Source organism: Ruegeria sp. AB5 (genome assembly GCF_056542645.1).
Genome location: NZ_JBQGAE010000001.1, coordinates 439,204 through 457,012 on the forward strand (window position 1 = coordinate 439,204; position 17,809 = coordinate 457,012).

At 60.0% G+C, this 17,809-nt stretch carries 17 protein-coding genes; 4 read left to right on the plus strand and 13 right to left on the minus strand.

Annotated elements, in window-relative coordinates; genetic code table 11:
• The 5 genes from ACR0L4_RS02300 to ACR0L4_RS02320 all read right to left on the minus strand — a co-directional run bounded on the left by ACR0L4_RS02300 (nt 1) and on the right by ACR0L4_RS02320 (nt 5,046).
• On the minus strand, nt 1-2,895 hold the full coding sequence (locus tag ACR0L4_RS02300; RefSeq protein ID WP_480510276.1) for a formate dehydrogenase subunit alpha: 2,895 nt from the start codon (nt 2,893-2,895) through the stop codon (nt 1-3).
• Nucleotides 2,896-3,048: 153 nt separating this feature from the next.
• Nucleotides 3,049-3,237 (minus strand): ubiquinol-cytochrome c reductase iron-sulfur subunit N-terminal domain-containing protein, encoded by a 189-nt coding sequence (locus ACR0L4_RS02305; RefSeq protein WP_170376587.1) that lies wholly within the window; start codon nt 3,235-3,237, stop codon nt 3,049-3,051.
• Between the two features lie 58 nt (nt 3,238-3,295).
• Nucleotides 3,296-3,907: a TorD/DmsD family molecular chaperone gene (locus tag ACR0L4_RS02310; protein ID WP_480510278.1), complete on the minus strand. Its 612-nt coding sequence runs from the start codon at nt 3,905-3,907 to the stop codon at nt 3,296-3,298.
• Between the two features lie 3 nt (nt 3,908-3,910).
• A complete protein-coding gene (locus ACR0L4_RS02315; protein WP_480510280.1) occupies nt 3,911-4,495 on the minus strand; it encodes a DUF3306 domain-containing protein in 585 nt (194 codons plus the stop codon).
• Nucleotides 4,492-5,046 carry a DUF3305 domain-containing protein gene (locus ACR0L4_RS02320; RefSeq protein WP_170748611.1) on the minus strand — a complete coding sequence of 185 codons (555 nt, stop codon included), beginning with the start codon at nt 5,044-5,046 and terminating at the stop codon, nt 4,492-4,494. Before ACR0L4_RS02320 ends, ACR0L4_RS02315 begins: the two co-directional genes overlap by 4 nt.
• Before the next feature lie 261 nt (nt 5,047-5,307).
• Here ACR0L4_RS02320 and ACR0L4_RS02325 point away from each other — a divergent pair, with 261 nt between their 5' ends.
• Entirely contained in the window at nt 5,308-7,263 is a 1,956-nt protein-coding gene (locus tag ACR0L4_RS02325; protein ID WP_480510282.1) for a 4Fe-4S binding protein, read from the plus strand.
• Here the strand turns inward: ACR0L4_RS02325 and ACR0L4_RS02330 are convergent.
• A complete protein-coding gene (locus tag ACR0L4_RS02330) occupies nt 7,257-7,985 on the minus strand; it encodes a c-type cytochrome (protein ID WP_480510284.1) in 729 nt (242 codons plus the stop codon). The genes ACR0L4_RS02325 and ACR0L4_RS02330 overlap by 7 nt on opposite strands.
• 108 nt (nt 7,986-8,093) lie before the next feature.
• Between ACR0L4_RS02330 and ACR0L4_RS02335 the strand changes: the two genes are divergently transcribed.
• The 3 genes from ACR0L4_RS02335 to ACR0L4_RS02345 are packed head-to-tail and all read left to right on the plus strand — an operon-like array spanning nt 8,094 to nt 10,326.
• The gene (locus ACR0L4_RS02335) at nt 8,094-9,155 is read left to right on the plus strand and encodes an Mrp/NBP35 family ATP-binding protein (protein WP_170748614.1); all 1,062 of its coding nucleotides are present in this window, start codon (nt 8,094-8,096) and stop codon (nt 9,153-9,155) included.
• Nucleotides 9,152-9,847 carry a biotin/lipoate--protein ligase family protein gene (locus ACR0L4_RS02340; protein WP_480510287.1) on the plus strand — a complete coding sequence of 232 codons (696 nt, stop codon included), beginning with the start codon at nt 9,152-9,154 and terminating at the stop codon, nt 9,845-9,847. The genes ACR0L4_RS02335 and ACR0L4_RS02340 overlap by 4 nt, the downstream gene beginning before the upstream one ends.
• Entirely contained in the window at nt 9,847-10,326 is a 480-nt protein-coding gene (locus tag ACR0L4_RS02345) for a DUF6505 family protein (RefSeq protein WP_170748616.1), read from the plus strand. The genes ACR0L4_RS02340 and ACR0L4_RS02345 overlap by 1 nt, the downstream gene beginning before the upstream one ends.
• Here the strand turns inward: ACR0L4_RS02345 and ACR0L4_RS02350 are convergent.
• The 7 genes from ACR0L4_RS02350 to ACR0L4_RS02380 all read right to left on the minus strand — a co-directional run bounded on the left by ACR0L4_RS02350 (nt 10,323) and on the right by ACR0L4_RS02380 (nt 17,806).
• Nucleotides 10,323-10,823 carry a flavin reductase family protein gene (locus ACR0L4_RS02350; RefSeq protein WP_480510289.1) on the minus strand — a complete coding sequence of 167 codons (501 nt, stop codon included), beginning with the start codon at nt 10,821-10,823 and terminating at the stop codon, nt 10,323-10,325. The two genes, ACR0L4_RS02345 and ACR0L4_RS02350, sit on opposite strands and share 4 nt — an antisense overlap.
• An 89-nt stretch (nt 10,824-10,912) precedes the next feature.
• Nucleotides 10,913-12,325, minus strand: a complete 1,413-nt coding sequence (locus ACR0L4_RS02355; RefSeq protein WP_480510291.1) for a 3'-5' exonuclease — start codon at nt 12,323-12,325, stop codon at nt 10,913-10,915.
• Nucleotides 12,326-12,327: 2 nt separating this feature from the next.
• Nucleotides 12,328-12,846, minus strand: a complete 519-nt coding sequence (locus tag ACR0L4_RS02360; protein WP_170748619.1) for a hypothetical protein — start codon at nt 12,844-12,846, stop codon at nt 12,328-12,330.
• 82 nt (nt 12,847-12,928) lie between these two features.
• Nucleotides 12,929-14,752, minus strand: a complete 1,824-nt coding sequence (locus ACR0L4_RS02365) for a DUF294 nucleotidyltransferase-like domain-containing protein (RefSeq protein WP_480510293.1) — start codon at nt 14,750-14,752, stop codon at nt 12,929-12,931.
• 109 nt (nt 14,753-14,861) lie between these two features.
• Complete coding sequence (locus ACR0L4_RS02370; RefSeq protein ID WP_170748621.1) at nt 14,862-16,646, minus strand: sodium:solute symporter family protein; 1,785 nt, start codon at nt 16,644-16,646, stop codon at nt 14,862-14,864.
• Nucleotides 16,647-16,661: 15 nt separating this feature from the next.
• Entirely contained in the window at nt 16,662-16,943 is a 282-nt protein-coding gene (locus ACR0L4_RS02375) for a DUF4212 domain-containing protein (RefSeq protein ID WP_170748622.1), read from the minus strand.
• Between the two features lie 179 nt (nt 16,944-17,122).
• A complete protein-coding gene (locus tag ACR0L4_RS02380) occupies nt 17,123-17,806 on the minus strand; it encodes an adenylate kinase (RefSeq protein WP_480510296.1) in 684 nt (227 codons plus the stop codon).
• Nucleotides 17,807-17,809 lie beyond the last annotated feature (3 nt).

Consider the following 17,809-nt stretch of genomic DNA (forward strand, 5'->3'; position numbering starts at 1 on the left):
TTACGCTGCCCAGATCTTGCAGAGAGTCGCTTTGGTCTCCTGCATCTGGGTCACTGAATCATAGCCATAGGTCTGGGCGGTGTTGGTACTTTCACCCAGCACATAGGGATCGGCACCAGCGGGGTATTTATGCCGCTGATCTTCGCCCTGGAAATGGCCACCAAAGTGGAACGGCATAAAGGCGACGCCGGCACCGACCCTGTTGGTCAGCATCGCCATCACCTTGACCTTTCCGCCTTCAGGACCTTCGACCCAGACCTGCGATCCGTCCCGAATACCAAGGTTGTTGGCATCGCGCGGATTGATCTCGACGAACATGTCCTGCTGAAGTTCGGCCAGCCACGGGTTCGACCGTGTCTCATCGCCACCGCCCTCATATTCGACCAGACGACCTGACGTGAGGATTATCGGGTAATCCTTTGAAAAGTCATTCTTCTGGATCGACGCATAAAGGGTAGGCAGGCGATAGGCCTGACGGTCCTCGTAGGTTGGATAGTCCGCCACAAGATCACGCCGGTTTGTATAAAGCGGCTCGCGATGCAGTGGGATCGGATCCGGGAAGGTCCAAACAACCGCGCGGGCTTTGGCGTTCCCGAAGGGCGCACAGCCATGCTCGATCGCGACGCGCTGGATGCCGCCCGACAGGTCGGTTTTCCAGTTGGTCTCTGGTCCTGCAACGGCATCAATGGCCGCACGTTCCTCGGCCGTCAGATCGCCATCCCAGCCAAGGTCCATCAGCATCTGCATCGTGAATTCGGGATAGCCATCCTGAATTTCCGATCCAACGCTATAGACCCCTTCGGCCAGCAGGTTGTCGCCATCACGTTCCACCCCGAAACGGGCGCGGAAGGTCAGGCCGCCTTCGGCCACCGGTTTGGACATGTCATAAAGGTTCGGTGTCCCCGTATGACCCATCTCGGCCGTTCCCCAGCAGGGCCAGGGCAGACCATAATACTCGCCGTCGTTGGGTCCACCAATGGCTTGCAGCGTGGTTCTGTCGAACGTGTGCTGGTTGGCCATATGGCTTTTCAGACGTTCCGGCGACTGTCCGGTATAGCCGATGGTCCAGAGGCCCGAGTTGAACTCACGCGTGATGCTTTCAACATTCGGGGTTTCCGGGTCGTCCATCTCGATATTGCGGAAAAGCCGATCTGCCCAGCCGAACTTGTTTGCGAACTTGGCCATGATGACCTCGTCCGGCAGGCTTTCGAACAGCGGTTCAACCACCTTGTCGCGCCATTGCAGCGACCGGTTCGATGCCGTGACCGAGCCACGGGTTTCGAACTGGGTACAGGCGGGCAACAGATAGACGCCATCGGTGCGGTCATGCAGAACGGCCGAGACGGTGGGATACGGGTCGATCACGACCAGCATGTCCAGCTTCTCCATCGCCGTTTTCATTTCCGTCATCCGGGTCTGCGAGTTGGGCGCGTGGCCCCACAGAACCATGGCACGGACGTTGTTGTCCTGATCCATGTTGGCCGGGTCTTCCAGAACACCATCGATCCAGCGCGAGACCGGGATGCCGCGCTCGTTCTGCAGCGGTTTATCCTTGCCGTCCTTGTCCTTGATCGTAGCGAACTGGCCTGCCAGCCATTCTGGTTCTTCACCCCAGACACGGGCCCAATGACCCCATGCGCCTTTCGACAGGCCATAGTAGCCGGGCAGGGTGTGGGACAGAACACCAAGATCGGTCGCGCCCTGCACGTTGTCGTGGCCGCGGAAGATGTTGGTGCCACCCCCGGAGGTGCCCATGTTGCCAAGTGCCAGCTGCAACACGCAATAGGCGCGGGTGTTGTTGTTGCCGTTGGTGTGCTGGGTCCCGCCCATACACCAGATCACCGTGCCGGGGCGGTTGTTGACCATGGTCCGGGCAACGCGCTTGAGCTGCGAGCCGGGAACACCAGTCACACGCTCGGTTTCTTCCGGCGTCCAGTTGGCAACCTCGGTACGAATCTGGTCCATGCCCCAGACACGGGTGCGGATGAACTCTTTGTCCTCCCATCCGTTGTCAAAGATGTGCCACAGCATGCCCCAGATCAGGGCAACGTCTGTGCCGGGACGGAACCGGACGTACTCATCCGCATGCGCTGCGGTGCGGGTAAAGCGCGGGTCGCAAACGATCAGCGGCGCGTTGTTCTGCTCTTTCGCGCGCAGAACATGGAGCAGCGAGACGGGGTGCGCCTCGGCCGGGTTGCCACCGATGATGAAGATGGCCCGAGAATTGTGGATGTCATTGTACGAATTGGTCATGGCGCCGTAGCCCCATGTATTCGCAACACCCGCAACAGTGGTCGAGTGGCAGATACGGGCCTGATGGTCCACGTTGTTCGTGCCCCAGTAGGCGGCGAACTTGCGGAACAGATAGGCCTGTTCGTTATTGTGCTTGGCAGACCCCAGCCAGTACACACTGTCCGGCCCGGATTCTTCGCGGATGCTCATCATGCCGTCGCCGATCTCGTCGATCGCCTGTTCCCAGCTGATGCGTTTCCACTCGCCGCCTTCCTTTTTCATCGGGTACTTCAGACGACGCTCGCCATGGGCGTGCTCGCGAACCGAGGCCCCCTTGGCGCAGTGCGCACCCAGATTGAACGGACTGTCCCAACCGGGTTCCTGCCCGATCCAGACGCCGTTTTGCACTTCGGCAATGACTGTACAGCCGACCGAGCAGTGGGTGCAGACGGATTTGATATTCTCGACGGCCTGATTGGCCGCTGTCTGGGCGCTGGCAGGCGTCACGGTTCCACCCGTGGCGCTGATCGCGGCAAGGCCGCCGATCGTCAGGCCCGAGCCACGCAGGAACGCGCGGCGATCGACGGTTTTCTCGCCGATCTGGGACAGGATACTTGTCCGCTGGGGGCGTCTCGCAACCCCGTTGGTCTTTTTCCTAAGCATTTCTTTCCTCCCTTGCTGGCCATGAAGATCACGGCTGGCTTGGTAACTGCGAAACCGACGTCAGGGCCAATCGCAACCGTCAGTCGGGTGGTGACATCGTCCAGCTGGTGCGCCGGGCGCAGTCGTCGTGCTGAAAGCGCGCGTTCAAGCTGCTTAGAAGCGCGCGCTTTCCAGATACGCGCGGGTATGCGCGGTATCCTGCATGCGGGTCTCGTCCGTCGGCAGCTCGGCTGCTTCGGCTTGACCGCTTAGGCTGGCGGCGGCAACGGCAGCAGGCGCTGCGGTTCCGGCCAGTTTCAGGAAGTCGCGGCGCGTTGCGCCTTCTTCCTTGGTCTTGCTCATGGGCTTCTCCTCTCCCATTTGCGATCTAGCGCCACTTCGGGCGCTGGCGAGTGGCGGGTTATGCCGCCGTCATTCGGAAGGCCTCGCGTTCGATCTCCATGAACACCCGACCGGCTGTGCCGACCGAGGCATAAAGAACCGACGCTTCGGCGGCTTCCAAATCCGAATAGAAATGCGCGGCCCAGGGGCCGATATGTTTGTTCCAGAACGCTTTTTGGTCTTCCAGCGTGGCCGGCGCGCCAAAGCGTCCAACGATCATGCCCGCCATCATCTCCATCAGCGAGGCGATATTGTCTTCGGGTTCAAACACGTTTCGCGCCCGCGTAACGCCCCGCACGGCCATGTCATTGCGCAACTGTGCCAAAGGTTTTTCGTTCAGGAACCCGGTCAGATAAAAGCTGGCATAAGGCAGCAACTCGCCACGCCCCAAGCCAATGAAAAGGGCGTTGAACTCACGCTCGGCAGCGGCCGGTTTGGTGACCTTTGCCACGCGCGCCATCGCCTGAATGGCCTGGCCCAGATCGGTGTCATCTCCGCTCAGCCCCGCCATCTGGTCCAGCAGCAACTGATCGGGAGGCCCGGCCAGCAGCAGACCCAGAAAGTTGTAGAAATCCGCGCGCAGCCGATCCTCGGCTGAGATATCCAGTGTTTGCGCGTTATCTGCGGTCATGCGTTATCCTTCAAACTCAAATCTCATACGGCGCGGGGTTGGGGGCAGTTCGATCTCGTCCTCGACCTCAACCTCTGCCAGAATCGCCACTGGGGCAGGGGCGGTGTCATCCGGCACCTCTGCAGCCGTCACCGGCTCGGGACCAACCTCATCCTCAGGTTCGCCGTCATCCTCTTGGGTGTCTTCCTGCGCTGCCAGCGCTTCGACATGGGCCAGCATGCCCTTGCCCACCTGATAGGCCGTCTGAAGGTTCTCGATCACGCAGGCGGCGTCAGTATAGTCTTCGCCATAGTCGACCAGACCGTCCACATTGGCCAGAACGGGGTTCAATCGCCACAACCGCCGCAAGGCCCGTCGGCGCAAACGGTCTGGCACGGCCTTTGCCATAAAGCCCGACACATCATCGCCCGCCTGCAATTGATCAGGATCTGGCAGGTTGAATTCGGCCAGAATCTCAGCGTCGCATTTTTCTTCAAGCTCTGCGTGGTGCGCGGCAAGCGCCCGGTCTTCAATCGCGATAACCTCAGCCTCGGCTTCCGCCTGAACGGCGGCCTTGCGACGGGACCAGAAATCGCGCTCTTGGGTCATTGTATGACCTTTCGCGGCGCGCGGTAGACGTCCGAGGCCTGTCTGATCCGGGCGTCGCCCTTGCCATCCTCGACCAGATCCGTCCGCTTCCTGTCACGGCGGCGTTTGATGAAGACTTCGTCGCGATGGTGTTCCAAAGCAAAATCCCGCACCCAGGCGATCAGGCCCTCGGACATCGGGATCTTCTCGACGATCTCTTCGCCCGTGTCCGCGTAATCCTGTCCTTCGAACGGAGAGGCCGTGATCAGCAGGGCATCCATAGGCCGCTCCCCGTCCATGGCATCGCGCAACACCAGATAGACCGAGGGCTGACCGTCCGAGAGGTTGACCATGTACGCTTCGGTCTCATCGGCCCACAGGGTCAGAGGCAGGGTTGCTGCGTGATACTCAACCGCATCACCTTCGCGTCGAAGTTCGACCCAATCAGCAGGTCCCGCGCCCGGCAGTGCTGCAACAGCGCGCCAGTTCCACTTGGCCCAGCGGGTTACACCGGGTGTTTTGCGCACGATGACGCCAACAGGCATTTGAATACGGCTTGCGGCCTTGGCCACTGGCTCCTCCCCGTAAGGCTCTCCCCTGCCTTACCCTGCGTCTACTATGGTACACAAAATGGCGACCTGCCAAGTCTCAATCGCGTGAATTCGAAAGGAATACGCAAAAATTCGTTTTTAGAATGATTACAAATTCATTTGGGAAAACAAGGTTCTCGCGCGTATGTCATCGGATTGCGGTGCTGTTTTCAGCGCTCTGGATTGCCAGCCGCCGGATACCATCTAAAGTAAGTAAGTCAGGAAGCTGTCCGGGGGAGGGACATGGCCACCAAACTCATTCTTTGTGACTGCGAGGCATCGCAGCCAGTTGATGCCGAGCGGATCGGATCCGCTTGCGATATCGCGTGTTCCAGAACCCACACCGCTTTGTGCACCCGCGAATTGGGTGTGGTGGCCGAGTTCCTGAAGGGCGAAGACCCTGTTCTGATCGCCTGTGGGCAGGAACAGGACGTTTTTCGCGATCTGGCCGAAGACCTGCAGGTCGAAACCCCAGCCTTCGTCGATCTGAGGGATCGCGCCGGGTGGTCGGAACAGGCAGGGGATGCGACGCCGAAGATGGCCGCCCTTGCCGCAGAGGCGTTGGTGCCGCTGCCGATCACGCCCAGTGTGGATGTGATCAGCCAGGGCACCTGCTGTATCGTTGGACCCGCCGAGACTGCCTATGATCTGGCGGACCGTCTTTCTGCAACGCTGGCCGTGACGGTTGTCACGTCGGAGGACATCCCCCCGCCCAGCCGTGCGTTTGACGTGGTGCGGGGACAGGTGAAGCGCGTCTCAGGCGCGTTGGGGGGCTTTTCGGTACAGATTGATCAGTTGCAACAGATCGAACCCGGCGGGCGCGGAGCCTTCAGGTGGACAGCACCCCGTGACGGGGCGACGTCTGCCTGCGATGTTCTGATCGACCTCAGCGGTGAGACCGCTCTGGTTCAGGCCCCGACCAAGCGAGAGGGATATCTGCGGGCCGATCCGCGCGACCCTTTGGCCGTAGCGCGGCTGGCGTTTGATGCGGCGCAATTGATAGGGACCTTCGAGAAACCGCTTTATGTGCGGTTGGAGGAAACGCTATGTGCCCATTCGCGGGCGGAACAGGTTGCCTGCACCAACTGCCTCGACATCTGCCCGACCGGAGCGATCACACCCGCAGGAGAGCATGTCGCCATCGACCCGATGGTCTGCGCGGGGTGCGGGGCGTGTGCCGCGCTGTGCCCTTCGACTGCGATCACCTATGAAGATCCGCCAGTATCAGCGGTCTTGTCCCGGATGCACGTCCTCGCCCGAACGTACCGCCAGGCCGGAGGTACCGCGCCCCGACTTTTGGTCCATGACGCCCACGGGGCCGAAATGATCCGACTGGCTGCCCGGTTTGGCCGAGGTCTGCCCGCCGATGTGATTCCGTTGGAACTGAGCGTGATCTCGGGTTTCGGCCATGCCGAGATGCTGGCCGGTCTGGCCCATGGATTTGCGCGGGTCGACATATTGCTTGCTCCCTCAACCGAGCGGGACGCGCTGGATCGGGAACTTGCGCTGGCGTTGGCCATCGCCAAGGACGCCGGTCTGAGCCTGATTGACGAGGCCGACCCGGACACGCTGTGTGATCGGCTTTATGCGCAGCATGTACCGCCACCACTGACCGATCCGGTGCTGCCCCTAGGCAATCGCCGACAAATCACCCGCCTTGCCGCGCAGGCTCTGAACCCACAGGCAGAGCAGCCGTTGGACCTGCCTGACGGCGCACCATATGGGGCTGTTGCGGTTGATACAGACGCTTGTACTTTGTGCCTCAGCTGTGTGTCGTTGTGCCCGTCGGGCGCGTTGATCGACAACCCGGACAAACCACAGCTGAACTTTCAGCAGGACGCCTGCCTGCAATGTGGGCTATGCCGGAACATCTGCCCTGAAGACGCGATCTCGCTGGTCCCTCAGCTGGATCTGAGCGATGCCGCGCTCTCACAGCAGGTTCTGAACGAGGAAGAACCGTTTGCCTGTGTCGAATGCGGAGCGCTGTTCGGCGTTAAATCGACGGTCGAACGCATTATGGAAAAGCTGTCGGGCACGCATCCGATGTTTGCCTCATCGGAACAGGCGCGCATGATCCAGATGTGTGACAATTGCCGGGTCGGCGCACAATTCAAGATGCAGGACAATCCGTTCCAGTCCAAACCCAAGCCTCGGGTCGTCACTACCGACGACTATTCCTCAAAACGGAAGGATCATTGATGCTGCAGCGGCGCGCCAAGATCCGCTGCCTCCATGACCGAGACAAAGGCCAGGATGGCGTCGAGATCGTCCAGCGTCATCTCGACCGGATGAATGGGCGACGGGCGCGTAGGATCAAAAGGCGGTGTCAGCCCGTCGATCTGGGTGAAGGCCGGGTGCGGGTTCAGCGCAAAGAAAGCCTGGAACCGTTCGGACCAGTCAGGAAGGGTGCGCAGCACTGCAAAGGAGGGCGTCGATCCCAGCCCGTTCAAACGGTTCTGCGGGCCGATGACATGGCATCTGCCGCAATGAGTCATCGACAGCTCCTGGCCCAATGCGGTGTCGCCATCAATGGTGTGCGTTTCAGTCACAACGGCGACCTGAAAGCTGGTGCTGAACGGCCCCCCCTGATCCGGTGCATAGCTTTCAACCGTGCGCTTGCCGATGTCCGATTTTAGCCAGTCGCGAAATCTGGCTTGGCGGGGGTCGTTCTGAATGCTTAGGTGGAAAACCACGCCGCCACGGGCAAAGACCGGTTCGCCATCCGAGGCTGTATTCAGTGACATGACGCCGGCCTCATCAGCAACAACGCGTATCCCGGTCTTGAGGGAAAAGCGCGGAAGAATATGTTGCAAAAGGCCCGAGTCCGAAACCTCGGACGGCGCGGACAGGCCGATCGCGTCTTGCGCCCCGGAAGGGGTGGCGGTGAGCGTCAGGCTGAGGCACAACAGGACAAAGCGCATGGCCAAGCCTAGCGGCCAACAGGCGAATGCGTCAAATGAACGAGGAAAGACGGAGACACATGCAATGAAAGTGAACCATGCGATGGAGCGGGTTTTGGAGATGATGGCATGAGTGTCCGTGACGCGGTTCTTGCAAACCTCAAGAAGATCACCGACCCGGTCTCGGGCCAGGACATTGTCAGCGCCGGTGTCGTGCGCGCCCTGAACGTCGAAGGCGATACCGTGCGGTTCGTGCTTGAGATTGATCCAAAACTGGCCGACAGGATGGAACCCGTCCGCGCCGCCGCCGAACAGGCAGCGCAGCTTGTGGACGGGGTCGCCAATGTTTCAGCCATGCTGACAGCGCATTCCGACAAAGCGCCGCCGGACCTGAAGCCCAAACCCAAACCATCTGAAACTGGCCCACAAGCTGTACCGGGCGTGGATCGGATCATTGCGGTGGCCTCGGGAAAAGGTGGGGTGGGAAAATCCACGGTCTCGGCAAACCTGGCATGTGCGTTGGCGGCAGAAGGGCGGCGTGTCGGCCTTTTGGATGCCGACGTATATGGCCCGTCGCAACCCCGGATGCTGGGCGTCTCGGGCCGCCCCGCCAGCCCGGATGGCAAAACCATCCTGCCGCTGCGTAACCACGGCGTCACCATGATGTCCATCGGGCTGATGACCAACGAAGGACAGGCGGTTGTCTGGCGTGGGCCCATGTTGATGGGTGCGCTGCAACAGATGATGGGTCAGGTACAATGGGGCGCCTTGGACGTGCTGATCGTTGACTTGCCACCCGGCACCGGCGACGTGCAATTGACGCTGAGCCAGAAGTTCCAGGTCGATGGGGCCATCGTGGTGTCAACGCCGCAGGATGTGGCTTTGATTGATGCCCGAAAGGGAATCGACATGTTCAACCAGCTCAAGACGCCGATCTTCGGAATGATCGAGAACATGTCGACGCATATCTGCTCGAACTGCGGACATGAGGAGCATATCTTTGGCCACGGCGGTGTCGCCTCGGAAGCCGCGGCGCTGGGCGTACCGCTGCTGGGTGAAATCCCGCTGCATCTGGATATCCGGATGGCCGCAGACGGAGGCGCACCGATTGTGGTCAGCAAACCCGACAGCCCGCAGGCCGAGGCATTTCGCAAGGTTGCCCGTGACCTGATCGCCAAGGGCAACGCATGACCGAACCGGTTTTTCCGCCGCTGCTGACAGGTCATCCCGCGAAAGGAGGAGAAGACCCGTTCGAGACAGCACAGGCCATGGCGGCGCTGGGCTGCGATGCGGGATCGGTGGTTTACAACATTCAGGCCGACCGCCTGCGCGCGGCCATCGTATTTGCGCCCGAAGTACCTTTGCAGGACGCCATGGCGATGCTGCCGTTGTGCGCGGTTGGGTTTCAGAACGCGCTGGGCGCTCTGGCCCCGCCAGAAGTTGCCGTACATCTGGGGTGGGACGGGCTGATTTGTGTGAACGGCGCAAAATGCGGGCAGTTTCACGTCGCGGCTTCGACAAAAGAGCCCGATCAGACACCCGACTGGTTGGTGATCGGATGGGAATTGGCGCTGTTGCAAACCAGCGACGCGCCGGGCAATACCCCGGACATCACCGCACTGTATGACGAAGGCTGCGCCGACGTCTCGGCGATCCAACTGGTTGAAAGCTGGTCACGGCATATGCTGACCTGGCTCAACCGTTGGCAAGAGGACGGCAACGCGCCGGTACATGGCGAATGGCTGGGCCTGTTGCGCGGTGTCGGAGAACCGCTGGATGATCGGGGCGTTTTCCTTGGCACGGATGAACGGTTTGGCATGTTGATCCGGGATGGAGACAACACCCATTTGCGCCCGCTGACCGATTTATTGGAGGAAACCTGATGAAACTCGCCCGTGCGATCCATTTCGATGAAAGCGACATGAACGTGTTTCATTCCCCAGCCCGAACCGGCGAGTGGTGCGTTTCGGGCGGGTTCGAGTTTTCGAACTGGGGGCAGGGCGATCTTGAGGGCAAGTCCCGACAGGCCTTTGCCAATGGCTGGCTGGGACTAGAGACATTCGGGCGCGTTACATTTGTGGCGGTCACGCAGATCGAACCGGTGGAGAAAGACCAGATCATCCAGAATCTGGCCGAGCATTTCGTTCAACTCTACGGGGCGCCTTCCGTCGAGGCCGCCCTGGACGTGGCCCGCGCGGAAATCGACCATATGTCCGAGCTGTGTGACGAACACGCGCCGAACACCTTGCTGACGGTGGCGCGCGACCTGACCGATAGCGGTGTGCATGAGGCGTTTCGCGTGATCACGCCACAAGAGACGCAACTGGAGGCGCTGGCGGTTCATGGTTCACTGGATGATTAGACGTTGTCGACAAAGCCGCCGAATTGTCCGCGCTTGAAGATCAGGCCCTTACCGGTTCGGTACATCACCTGTTCCACTTGTCCGACAAGAATCAAATGATCCCCGGCTTCGTGTTTGGCATGTAGTCGGCAATCGAACCGGGCCAGACACTCGGCCAGTTGCGGGCGGCCTGCCATGTCCAGTTCCCATTTGGCATGAGAAAAGTCGGTGCCGTCGCGCGCAAAACTCAGCGCTGCGTTCTGCTGACCCTCTGCCATGACGTGAATCGCATAGTGCTGACAGGTGTTGAACGCATTGAAGCGGAACGAGTCCTTGGCCAGACACCACAACACCAAAGGCGGATCAAGTGACACCGAGGCAAACGAATTGACCGTGATCGCGCGCGGGCCGTTCTCTGTATGCGTGGTCACAACTGTGACACCCGTCCCGAAACAGCCCAAAGCTTCGCGGAAGGCGGTGCTTTGATCGGGGCTGGGTGTGAAGGTTTTTTTGGTCATTGCGCGCTCTTGGGTTCGGCGCGCCTCAGGTGCCATGCGCCACTGTATTTGTCCATCAAAAGCTTAATATAGCGCGCAATTTCCGCAGATCAGTTCAGATCCTCCAGCAGCCTGCCATGTTTCCGCGTTTCCGCGATTACATCACCGAATGTGGTCATCTGGCGGGCTTCGAGCATCGGCAGCATCTTGACCAGCGTCTCTGCGGTGGCCACCGCGTCGCCCAAGGCGGTATGGCGCAATGCTTCGGGGATGGTGACATCCAGACGCTCGCACAGGGCATCGAGCGTGTGTGTTTCGCTGGCCCCAAACAATACAGCCGACAGCAAGACCGTGTCCAGAATCGGATGGTCCCATTCGACGTTCATCCGTTTCGCGTGGCGGCGTAGAAACGCCATGTCGAACGGTGCGTTATGGGCCACGATCACCGCATCGCGGGCAAATTGATGGAACACGCGTCCTGCTTTGCCAATGTCGGGCGCGCCCTGCACCATATGGTCGCTGACTTTATGGACCTTGGTCGATGCCGCTGGAATCGGGATGCCTGGATCGACAAGCATATCCAGTTGTTCCCCTTCAACAATGCGCCCCTTGATGACCCGTACCGCGCCGATCTGAACTATTTCGTCCTTGTGGGGCAGCAGGCCGGTTGTTTCGGTGTCGAAAACCACAAAACACAGGTCAGAGATTTTGCTGTCTTCAAAAGCATCCTCGCCCGTCGAATGAAGCAGGTCAAAATCATAAACCAGCGGTCGTGCAGCCTCGGGGGCGATGCGGGCAACGCTGTCGTCGAAGATCAGCATATAGCCCGGCGCATCGCCCAAGGGTTTCATCCTGGCCTTGTACGTCTGTTTTCCGTCCACGCTGACTAGGGAGCATTCAACATCCATGCCGGTCTTGGCCAGGGTCGCATAGGCGGCTTTTAGTGCTTCTGTTTGAAGGTATTCAAACAATGACGCGTTGAGACGGGGATGCGAGATCTGTGCCAGAACCTCGGCTGCTTGTGCATCATACAGCACGATCTTATGCGACGGACTGGCCAGCAACATGGCCACAGGGATCTCGGTCAGCAAGGCGGTCAGGCGCTGCTTTTCTGCGGCCAGATTGGCGGTTTCTGCTGCAACGGCCTCGGCGATGTTCAGTGTTCTGTCCGAGAGTTGATCCGCCAGTCCAGCGGCCGCCGGGGCCAGATCCCCCAAATACTTGGCCGTCTGCATGTCCATGTCTGTGCTCACGCCTGCATGCGCCCGGGCGCGCAGTTCAGCCGACAAACGCTCGATCGGCTTGGCTATGTTGTCGTCGAACAACAACCAGACCCCGGCGACCAGCGCCAGGAGGCCAAAGGCCGTCACGATCCCTGCAAAGATGAACGCATCGAACAGATCGGAATTTCCAGCGCGGGCGTAGCTGAACCAAAGCGCCAAAGCGCTGACGGCCAGACCACCACCTGCAAGCAGGCAGAAGAATAGAAAAATCCGTATGCGCAAGCTCAGCTTGGTCAGCATGATCAGACTCCGCAAGTGGCCTCGATGATCGGGTCGCCGGACCCTGCATTGAACCAGTCCGCATTCAGAACCCGTCCATCGTCGGCGAATTCGGCACCATCCGCCAGATTGGCGCGCAGGTTTTCGGCGCAGTTCACCGCAACCGGTACCTGTGAAACCGGGGCCCAGCGGCCAAAGAAGTACAGGTCCACCAGGCGTTCATCCGGAACCTGTTCATTTGTGCGCACCGATACCGTGTCGATCGCAGCAAATCTGTCCACAAATGGCACAGCATAGGTCCACGGACGATAGAAGGCGCGGCTTTCAACTTCTTGTATGACGGCCAGGCTGTCGGGCAAGGTTTCTCGGGTGCGATCATACCAGGAGTATTCGCTGGCAATGGTCATCCCGATCATGCCCAAGCCAGCCGCAACCGGAGTTGCCCAACGCGGCAACCGACCGCCAGTCAGCTTGTTCAGCACCAGTACGATCCCTGCAAAGGCAAAGCCTGCGAAAATCGTGCCGATCAATTCCAGAAACATGGGTTCTCTCCACCATTCGGGCGTAATCCGCCCCGTGTTATCGTTTCAAAACCGGTCGCCCACGGCGATCCTGACCGATTTGCTACCCCAGCATGCCTTTGCCGTGACCCACAGCGGATTGCATGGTCTTGACCACCACAAATGCATCCCTGAGATGGCTGCGCTCAAAATCCGACAAGGTTGTGGGTGGCAGGTAGTTGTCGGGCTTTTCGCCCGATTTGACCAGAGCGACCTGATGCTCCAGCCGGGTTTCGGCAATCAGATCATAGGCATCCAGCAAATCCCGCGCGCCCGAAGGGCTGAGGACCTCTGCCGTCTCTGCCGCTTTCAGCCGCGCGCGGGTGTTGGCCTCGGGCAGTTGCCCTTGCAGGCTGTAAATCCGGGCCAGATCGACCACCGGCACGACGCCGTTGTGTTTCAGGTCCAGTGTATTGCGGTGCTCGCCCGACCGGATGGTCGCGAAACCACGCAGCAGACCCAATGGCGGCGTATGTTTCAGAGAATTCGAGATCATGTGGGCCACAAAGATCGAGTTCGCACTGGCCGCGCCCAACGTTTCGGCCTGCAAGTTGGCGAACAGATCAAACGCCCCACCGATGGGGCGCAGGTCGAACATGACCGAGGCCTGCATCTGTGCTTCGGGGTTCGGTTTTGCGATCCAGCCCTTGAAATACTCGCGCCAGACGCGAACCGGCTGACACCAGCGCGGGTTGGTCGCCATCATGTCCCCGGGGCAATAGAAATACCCACAGACATCCAGCCCGTCCGAGACGTATTTGGCCAGCGCGGCGAAATAGGTCATATCGGCCTCTGTCACGCTGTCATCCAGCATCAGGCAATTGTCCTGATCCGAGACGCCTGTCTGTTCCTGCCGTCCTTGCGAACCGCAGGCCAGCCACAGATAGGGCACCGGCGGTGGCCCCAGTTTTTCTTCGGCAAGGCTTAGCAGACGACGCGTGGCCGTGTCGGCAATATCGGTGATCAGGCGGGTGACGATCTCGTGCCGGTTGCCGCCGGCTACCAGTTGCACCAGAAGCTGTGGGATTTCGGCCGTGACCAGCGCCATGTCCTGCGCCGAATTGGCATGGGCGATCCGGCGGACCAGTTCGGCCGAGTTCACGGCCTGATAATGGGTCAGGTCGGTCTGGGTGACGATGCCAACCAGACGACCGCCCTCGCAAATGGGGATATGGCCTATGCCGCGTTCCATCATCACATGCAACACGTCCGATCCGATATCACCCGGCGACAGGGTGGTGGGGTCCGCGGTCATGATGTCAGAGATCGAGGTATCGCTGGTCATCGCGTCTGCGACGTATTTTCCCGAGATGTCCCGCAGGGTTGCAATGCCCAGCAGAACGTCCCCATCGGTCACGCATAAGGAGGAGATCCGCTTGTCCCGCATCATCCGAGCCGCATCCCGTACCGGTGTGGTCGGCGGGCAGGTGGCGGGGTCGTGTGCCATCAGAATGTCAATAGCACTGGTCGCCAGGCTTTGCGGGCCGCTGCGCCCCCCGCGCGAGCGGTCAAAGAATTTGGAGACGACATCATGGCCGTCAATCAGCTGACGCACCAGGTCCGGTGGCAGGACAATCAGCACAGATGGTGTATGTGCGCGTGCTTTGGTGGCGGCTTTGCCGTCTTTCAGAAGCCCCCGTTCGCCGAACGAATTGCGCAAACCCAGATGTGAGACGACTGCGCCGTTTTCATCGGTGATTTCAACCTGCCCCTCGTAGATCACGAATACGCCGGGCAGGGTATGGCCCATTTCGTAAACGGATGAATCCTCATCGACTTCCCAGACTTCGATCTGCTTGGCGACATCTTCCAGAACGTCGGCGGGCAGGGCACCATAGGGATGCACGGATTCCAGAAACCGGGTGATCTGTTCGTGGGACAGGGACATCAGATAGCTCCGGGTGGTCTGAGTAAAAATCCCGCCCGATGGAATGCCGGGCGGGAACAGTAAGTCGAAAGACGCGGCACATAGAAACTATCCATACGCCGCATCATGCTCATTTATTCTGAGCTGCGCCAGCACCACGGGGAATGCGTACGCTTTCGACCAGATCTTTGATCTCCTGCGGAGTCTCTTTGGTCATGCCGGCAACGACGTAGGCAACGCCGAAGTTGATCATCGCACCAATGGCGCCGAACGAGGTCGACTTGATCGGACCCAACAGCGGGTCAGCATCGGTGAACGAGTTGGTGCCCGGAATGAACAGCCAGCCTTTGTGCAGGAAGATGTAGACCAGGGTTACGACCAGACCAGCCATCATGCCAGCGACCGCGCCGGTGTTGTTGATACGGGTCGAGAAGATCCCCATCATCAGCGCCGGGAAGATCGAGGCTGCCGCCAGACCAAACGCCAAGGCCACGGTTTGCGCCGCAAAGCCCGGTGGGTTCAGGCCCAGCCATGTTGCGACCACGATGGCCACAGCCATTGCAATCCGTGCCGCCAAAAGCTCACCCTTTTCAGAGATCGACGGGTTGATCGCCCCTTTGACAAGGTCGTGGGACACCGCTGACGAGATCGCCAGCAACAGACCCGCAGCCGTGGACAGGGCAGCAGCCAGACCACCGGCAGCAACCAGACCCACAACCCAACCTGGCAGGTTGGCAATTTCCGGGTTCGCCAGAACCAGGATGTCGCGGTTGAACTTGGTCAGCTCGTTTCCGACCCAGCCTTTTTCTTCAGCGAGTGCCTGCATGTCTGCATTGGCATCGTTGTAGTACTGGATCTTGCCGTCGCCGTTCTTGTCTTCCCAATCCAACAGACCGGTTTTCTGCCACGTGGCCATCCAGTCATAGCGTGGATCGGTGTTGATTTCCTCGACCGAGACAGCTCCACCTTCGATGCCACCATTGGGCCACATCATGTCACTGATGTTCAGACGCGCCATCGCACCAACCGCAGGGGCGGTCAGATACAGCAGGGCGATGAAGACCAGCGTCCAGCCAGCAGACCAGCGGGCGTCAGACACTTTCGGCACGGTGAAGAAGCGCATGATCACGTGCGGCAGACCGGCAGTACCGATCATCAGCGACAGCGTGAACAGCACCATGTTCAGCGTGTTCGAATGGTGGGCCGTGTATTCGTTGAAGCCCAGCTCGGTCACGATCGCGTCCAGCTTGGTCAGCAGAGGCTCACCGCTGGCGGTGTCGCCAAACAGACCCAGCGCCGGGATCGGCGTGCCTGTCAGCTGCAGCGAGATGAAGATCGCCGGGATGGTATAGGCTGTGATCAGCACGCAGTACTGAGCGACCTGAGTGTAGGTCACGCCCTTCATCCCACCAAACACGGCGTAGGCAAACACAACAGCAGCACCAATCAGCAGACCGGTTGTGTTGTCGACCTCAAGGAAGCGGCCAAAGGCCACGCCCACACCGGTCATCTGACCGATCACGTAAGTCACCGACGCGACGATCAGACAGACAACCGCAACAACACGTGCGGTTTGGCTGTAGAACCGGTCGCCGATGAATTCCGAGACGGTGTACTTGCCGAACTTGCGCAGGTAGGGCGCAAGCAACAGCGCCAGCAGCACGTAGCCGCCAGTCCAACCCATCAGGAAGGACGAGTTGTCATAGCCGGTAAAGGCAATCAGGCCCGCCATCGAGATGAACGAGGCCGCAGACATCCAGTCCGCCGCTGTCGCCATACCGTTGGTGACCGGGTGAACGCCGCGACCGGCGGCGTAGAATTCCGATGTGGAACCCGCACGGGCCCAAATCGCGATGCCGATGTATAGCGCGAAGGATGCGCCAACAAACAGCAGGTTGATGGTAAACTGATCCATTGTCCCCGCGCTCCTTTATTCTTCTACGCCGAATTCGGCGTCGAGCTTGTTCATGCGCCAGGCGTAGTTGAAGATCAGCACCAGAAAGACCAGGATCGATCCCTGCTGAGCGAACCAAAAGCCCAGATCGGTGCCACCAACAGAGATGCCGGACAGCAGCGGACGCAGCAGAATGCCGAATCCAAACGACACCAGCGCCCAGATCGCGAGGCTGATGTAGATGAGGCGCAGGTTGGCCTGCCAATAGCCCTTGTCGGCTTCGGCAGTCTGCGCTGAGTTAGTAGATTGATCCGCCATTGCGGGTTCCTCCTTCGCTTCCTCGTTGGGCGGCCCGTGCCCAACTCCTCCAGTGCCGCGGGCCGCTTCTCGATTGTGCCAAACGCCCCGTGACGTCCGACATAACTTCCCTGTTCCGCCAAGGCGGTTCATTGAAGTATTCCTTTAAGGATCAAAGCCTTGTGGCCTCTCTCCTCCCCTTACGTCATCGCGTCTGTGACGATGTCTTCAAGATCACCAGCGATGTCTTCAATCTTGCCCATGGCGTTTGTGCGTTTCAGCACGCCTTGCGCATCGTAGTAGCTGATCAGCGGTGCGGTCTGCGCGTGATAGGCGGTCAGGCGCGAGGCCACGGTTTCCGCGTTGTCATCTGCGCGGCGCTTGAACTCGGTGCCGCCGCAATTGTCGCAGATGCCGTCAACAGTGGGCTGCTTGAACGTGTCGTGATAGCCCTCGCCACATCCGGCACAGGTGTAGCGGCCCGAGATACGGATCACCATTTCCGCATCCTCAACCTCGAGGCTGATCGCGGCACTGATCTTTTGGTTGTTCTCTGCAAGCAGACCGTCCAGGGCTTCGGCCTGAACGGTTGTGCGGGGAAAGCCGTCAAGAATGACGCCCTTAGAGCAGTCGGGTTCCGCCATACGGTCGCGCAGGATGGCAATGACGATCTCGTCGCTGACCAGATCACCGGCCTCCATCACCGCCTTGGCGGCTTTGCCGGCTTCAGTGCCCGCGGCGACAGCGGCGCGCAGAAGGTCTCCGGTGCTGAGCTGAACCAGACCGAATTTCTCTTCAAGCATTCGAGCCTGGGTTCCCTTCCCGGCACCCGGAGGGCCGAGAAGGATCAATACAGCGGGTGTGGTGAGTGTGGCAGTATCCATCAC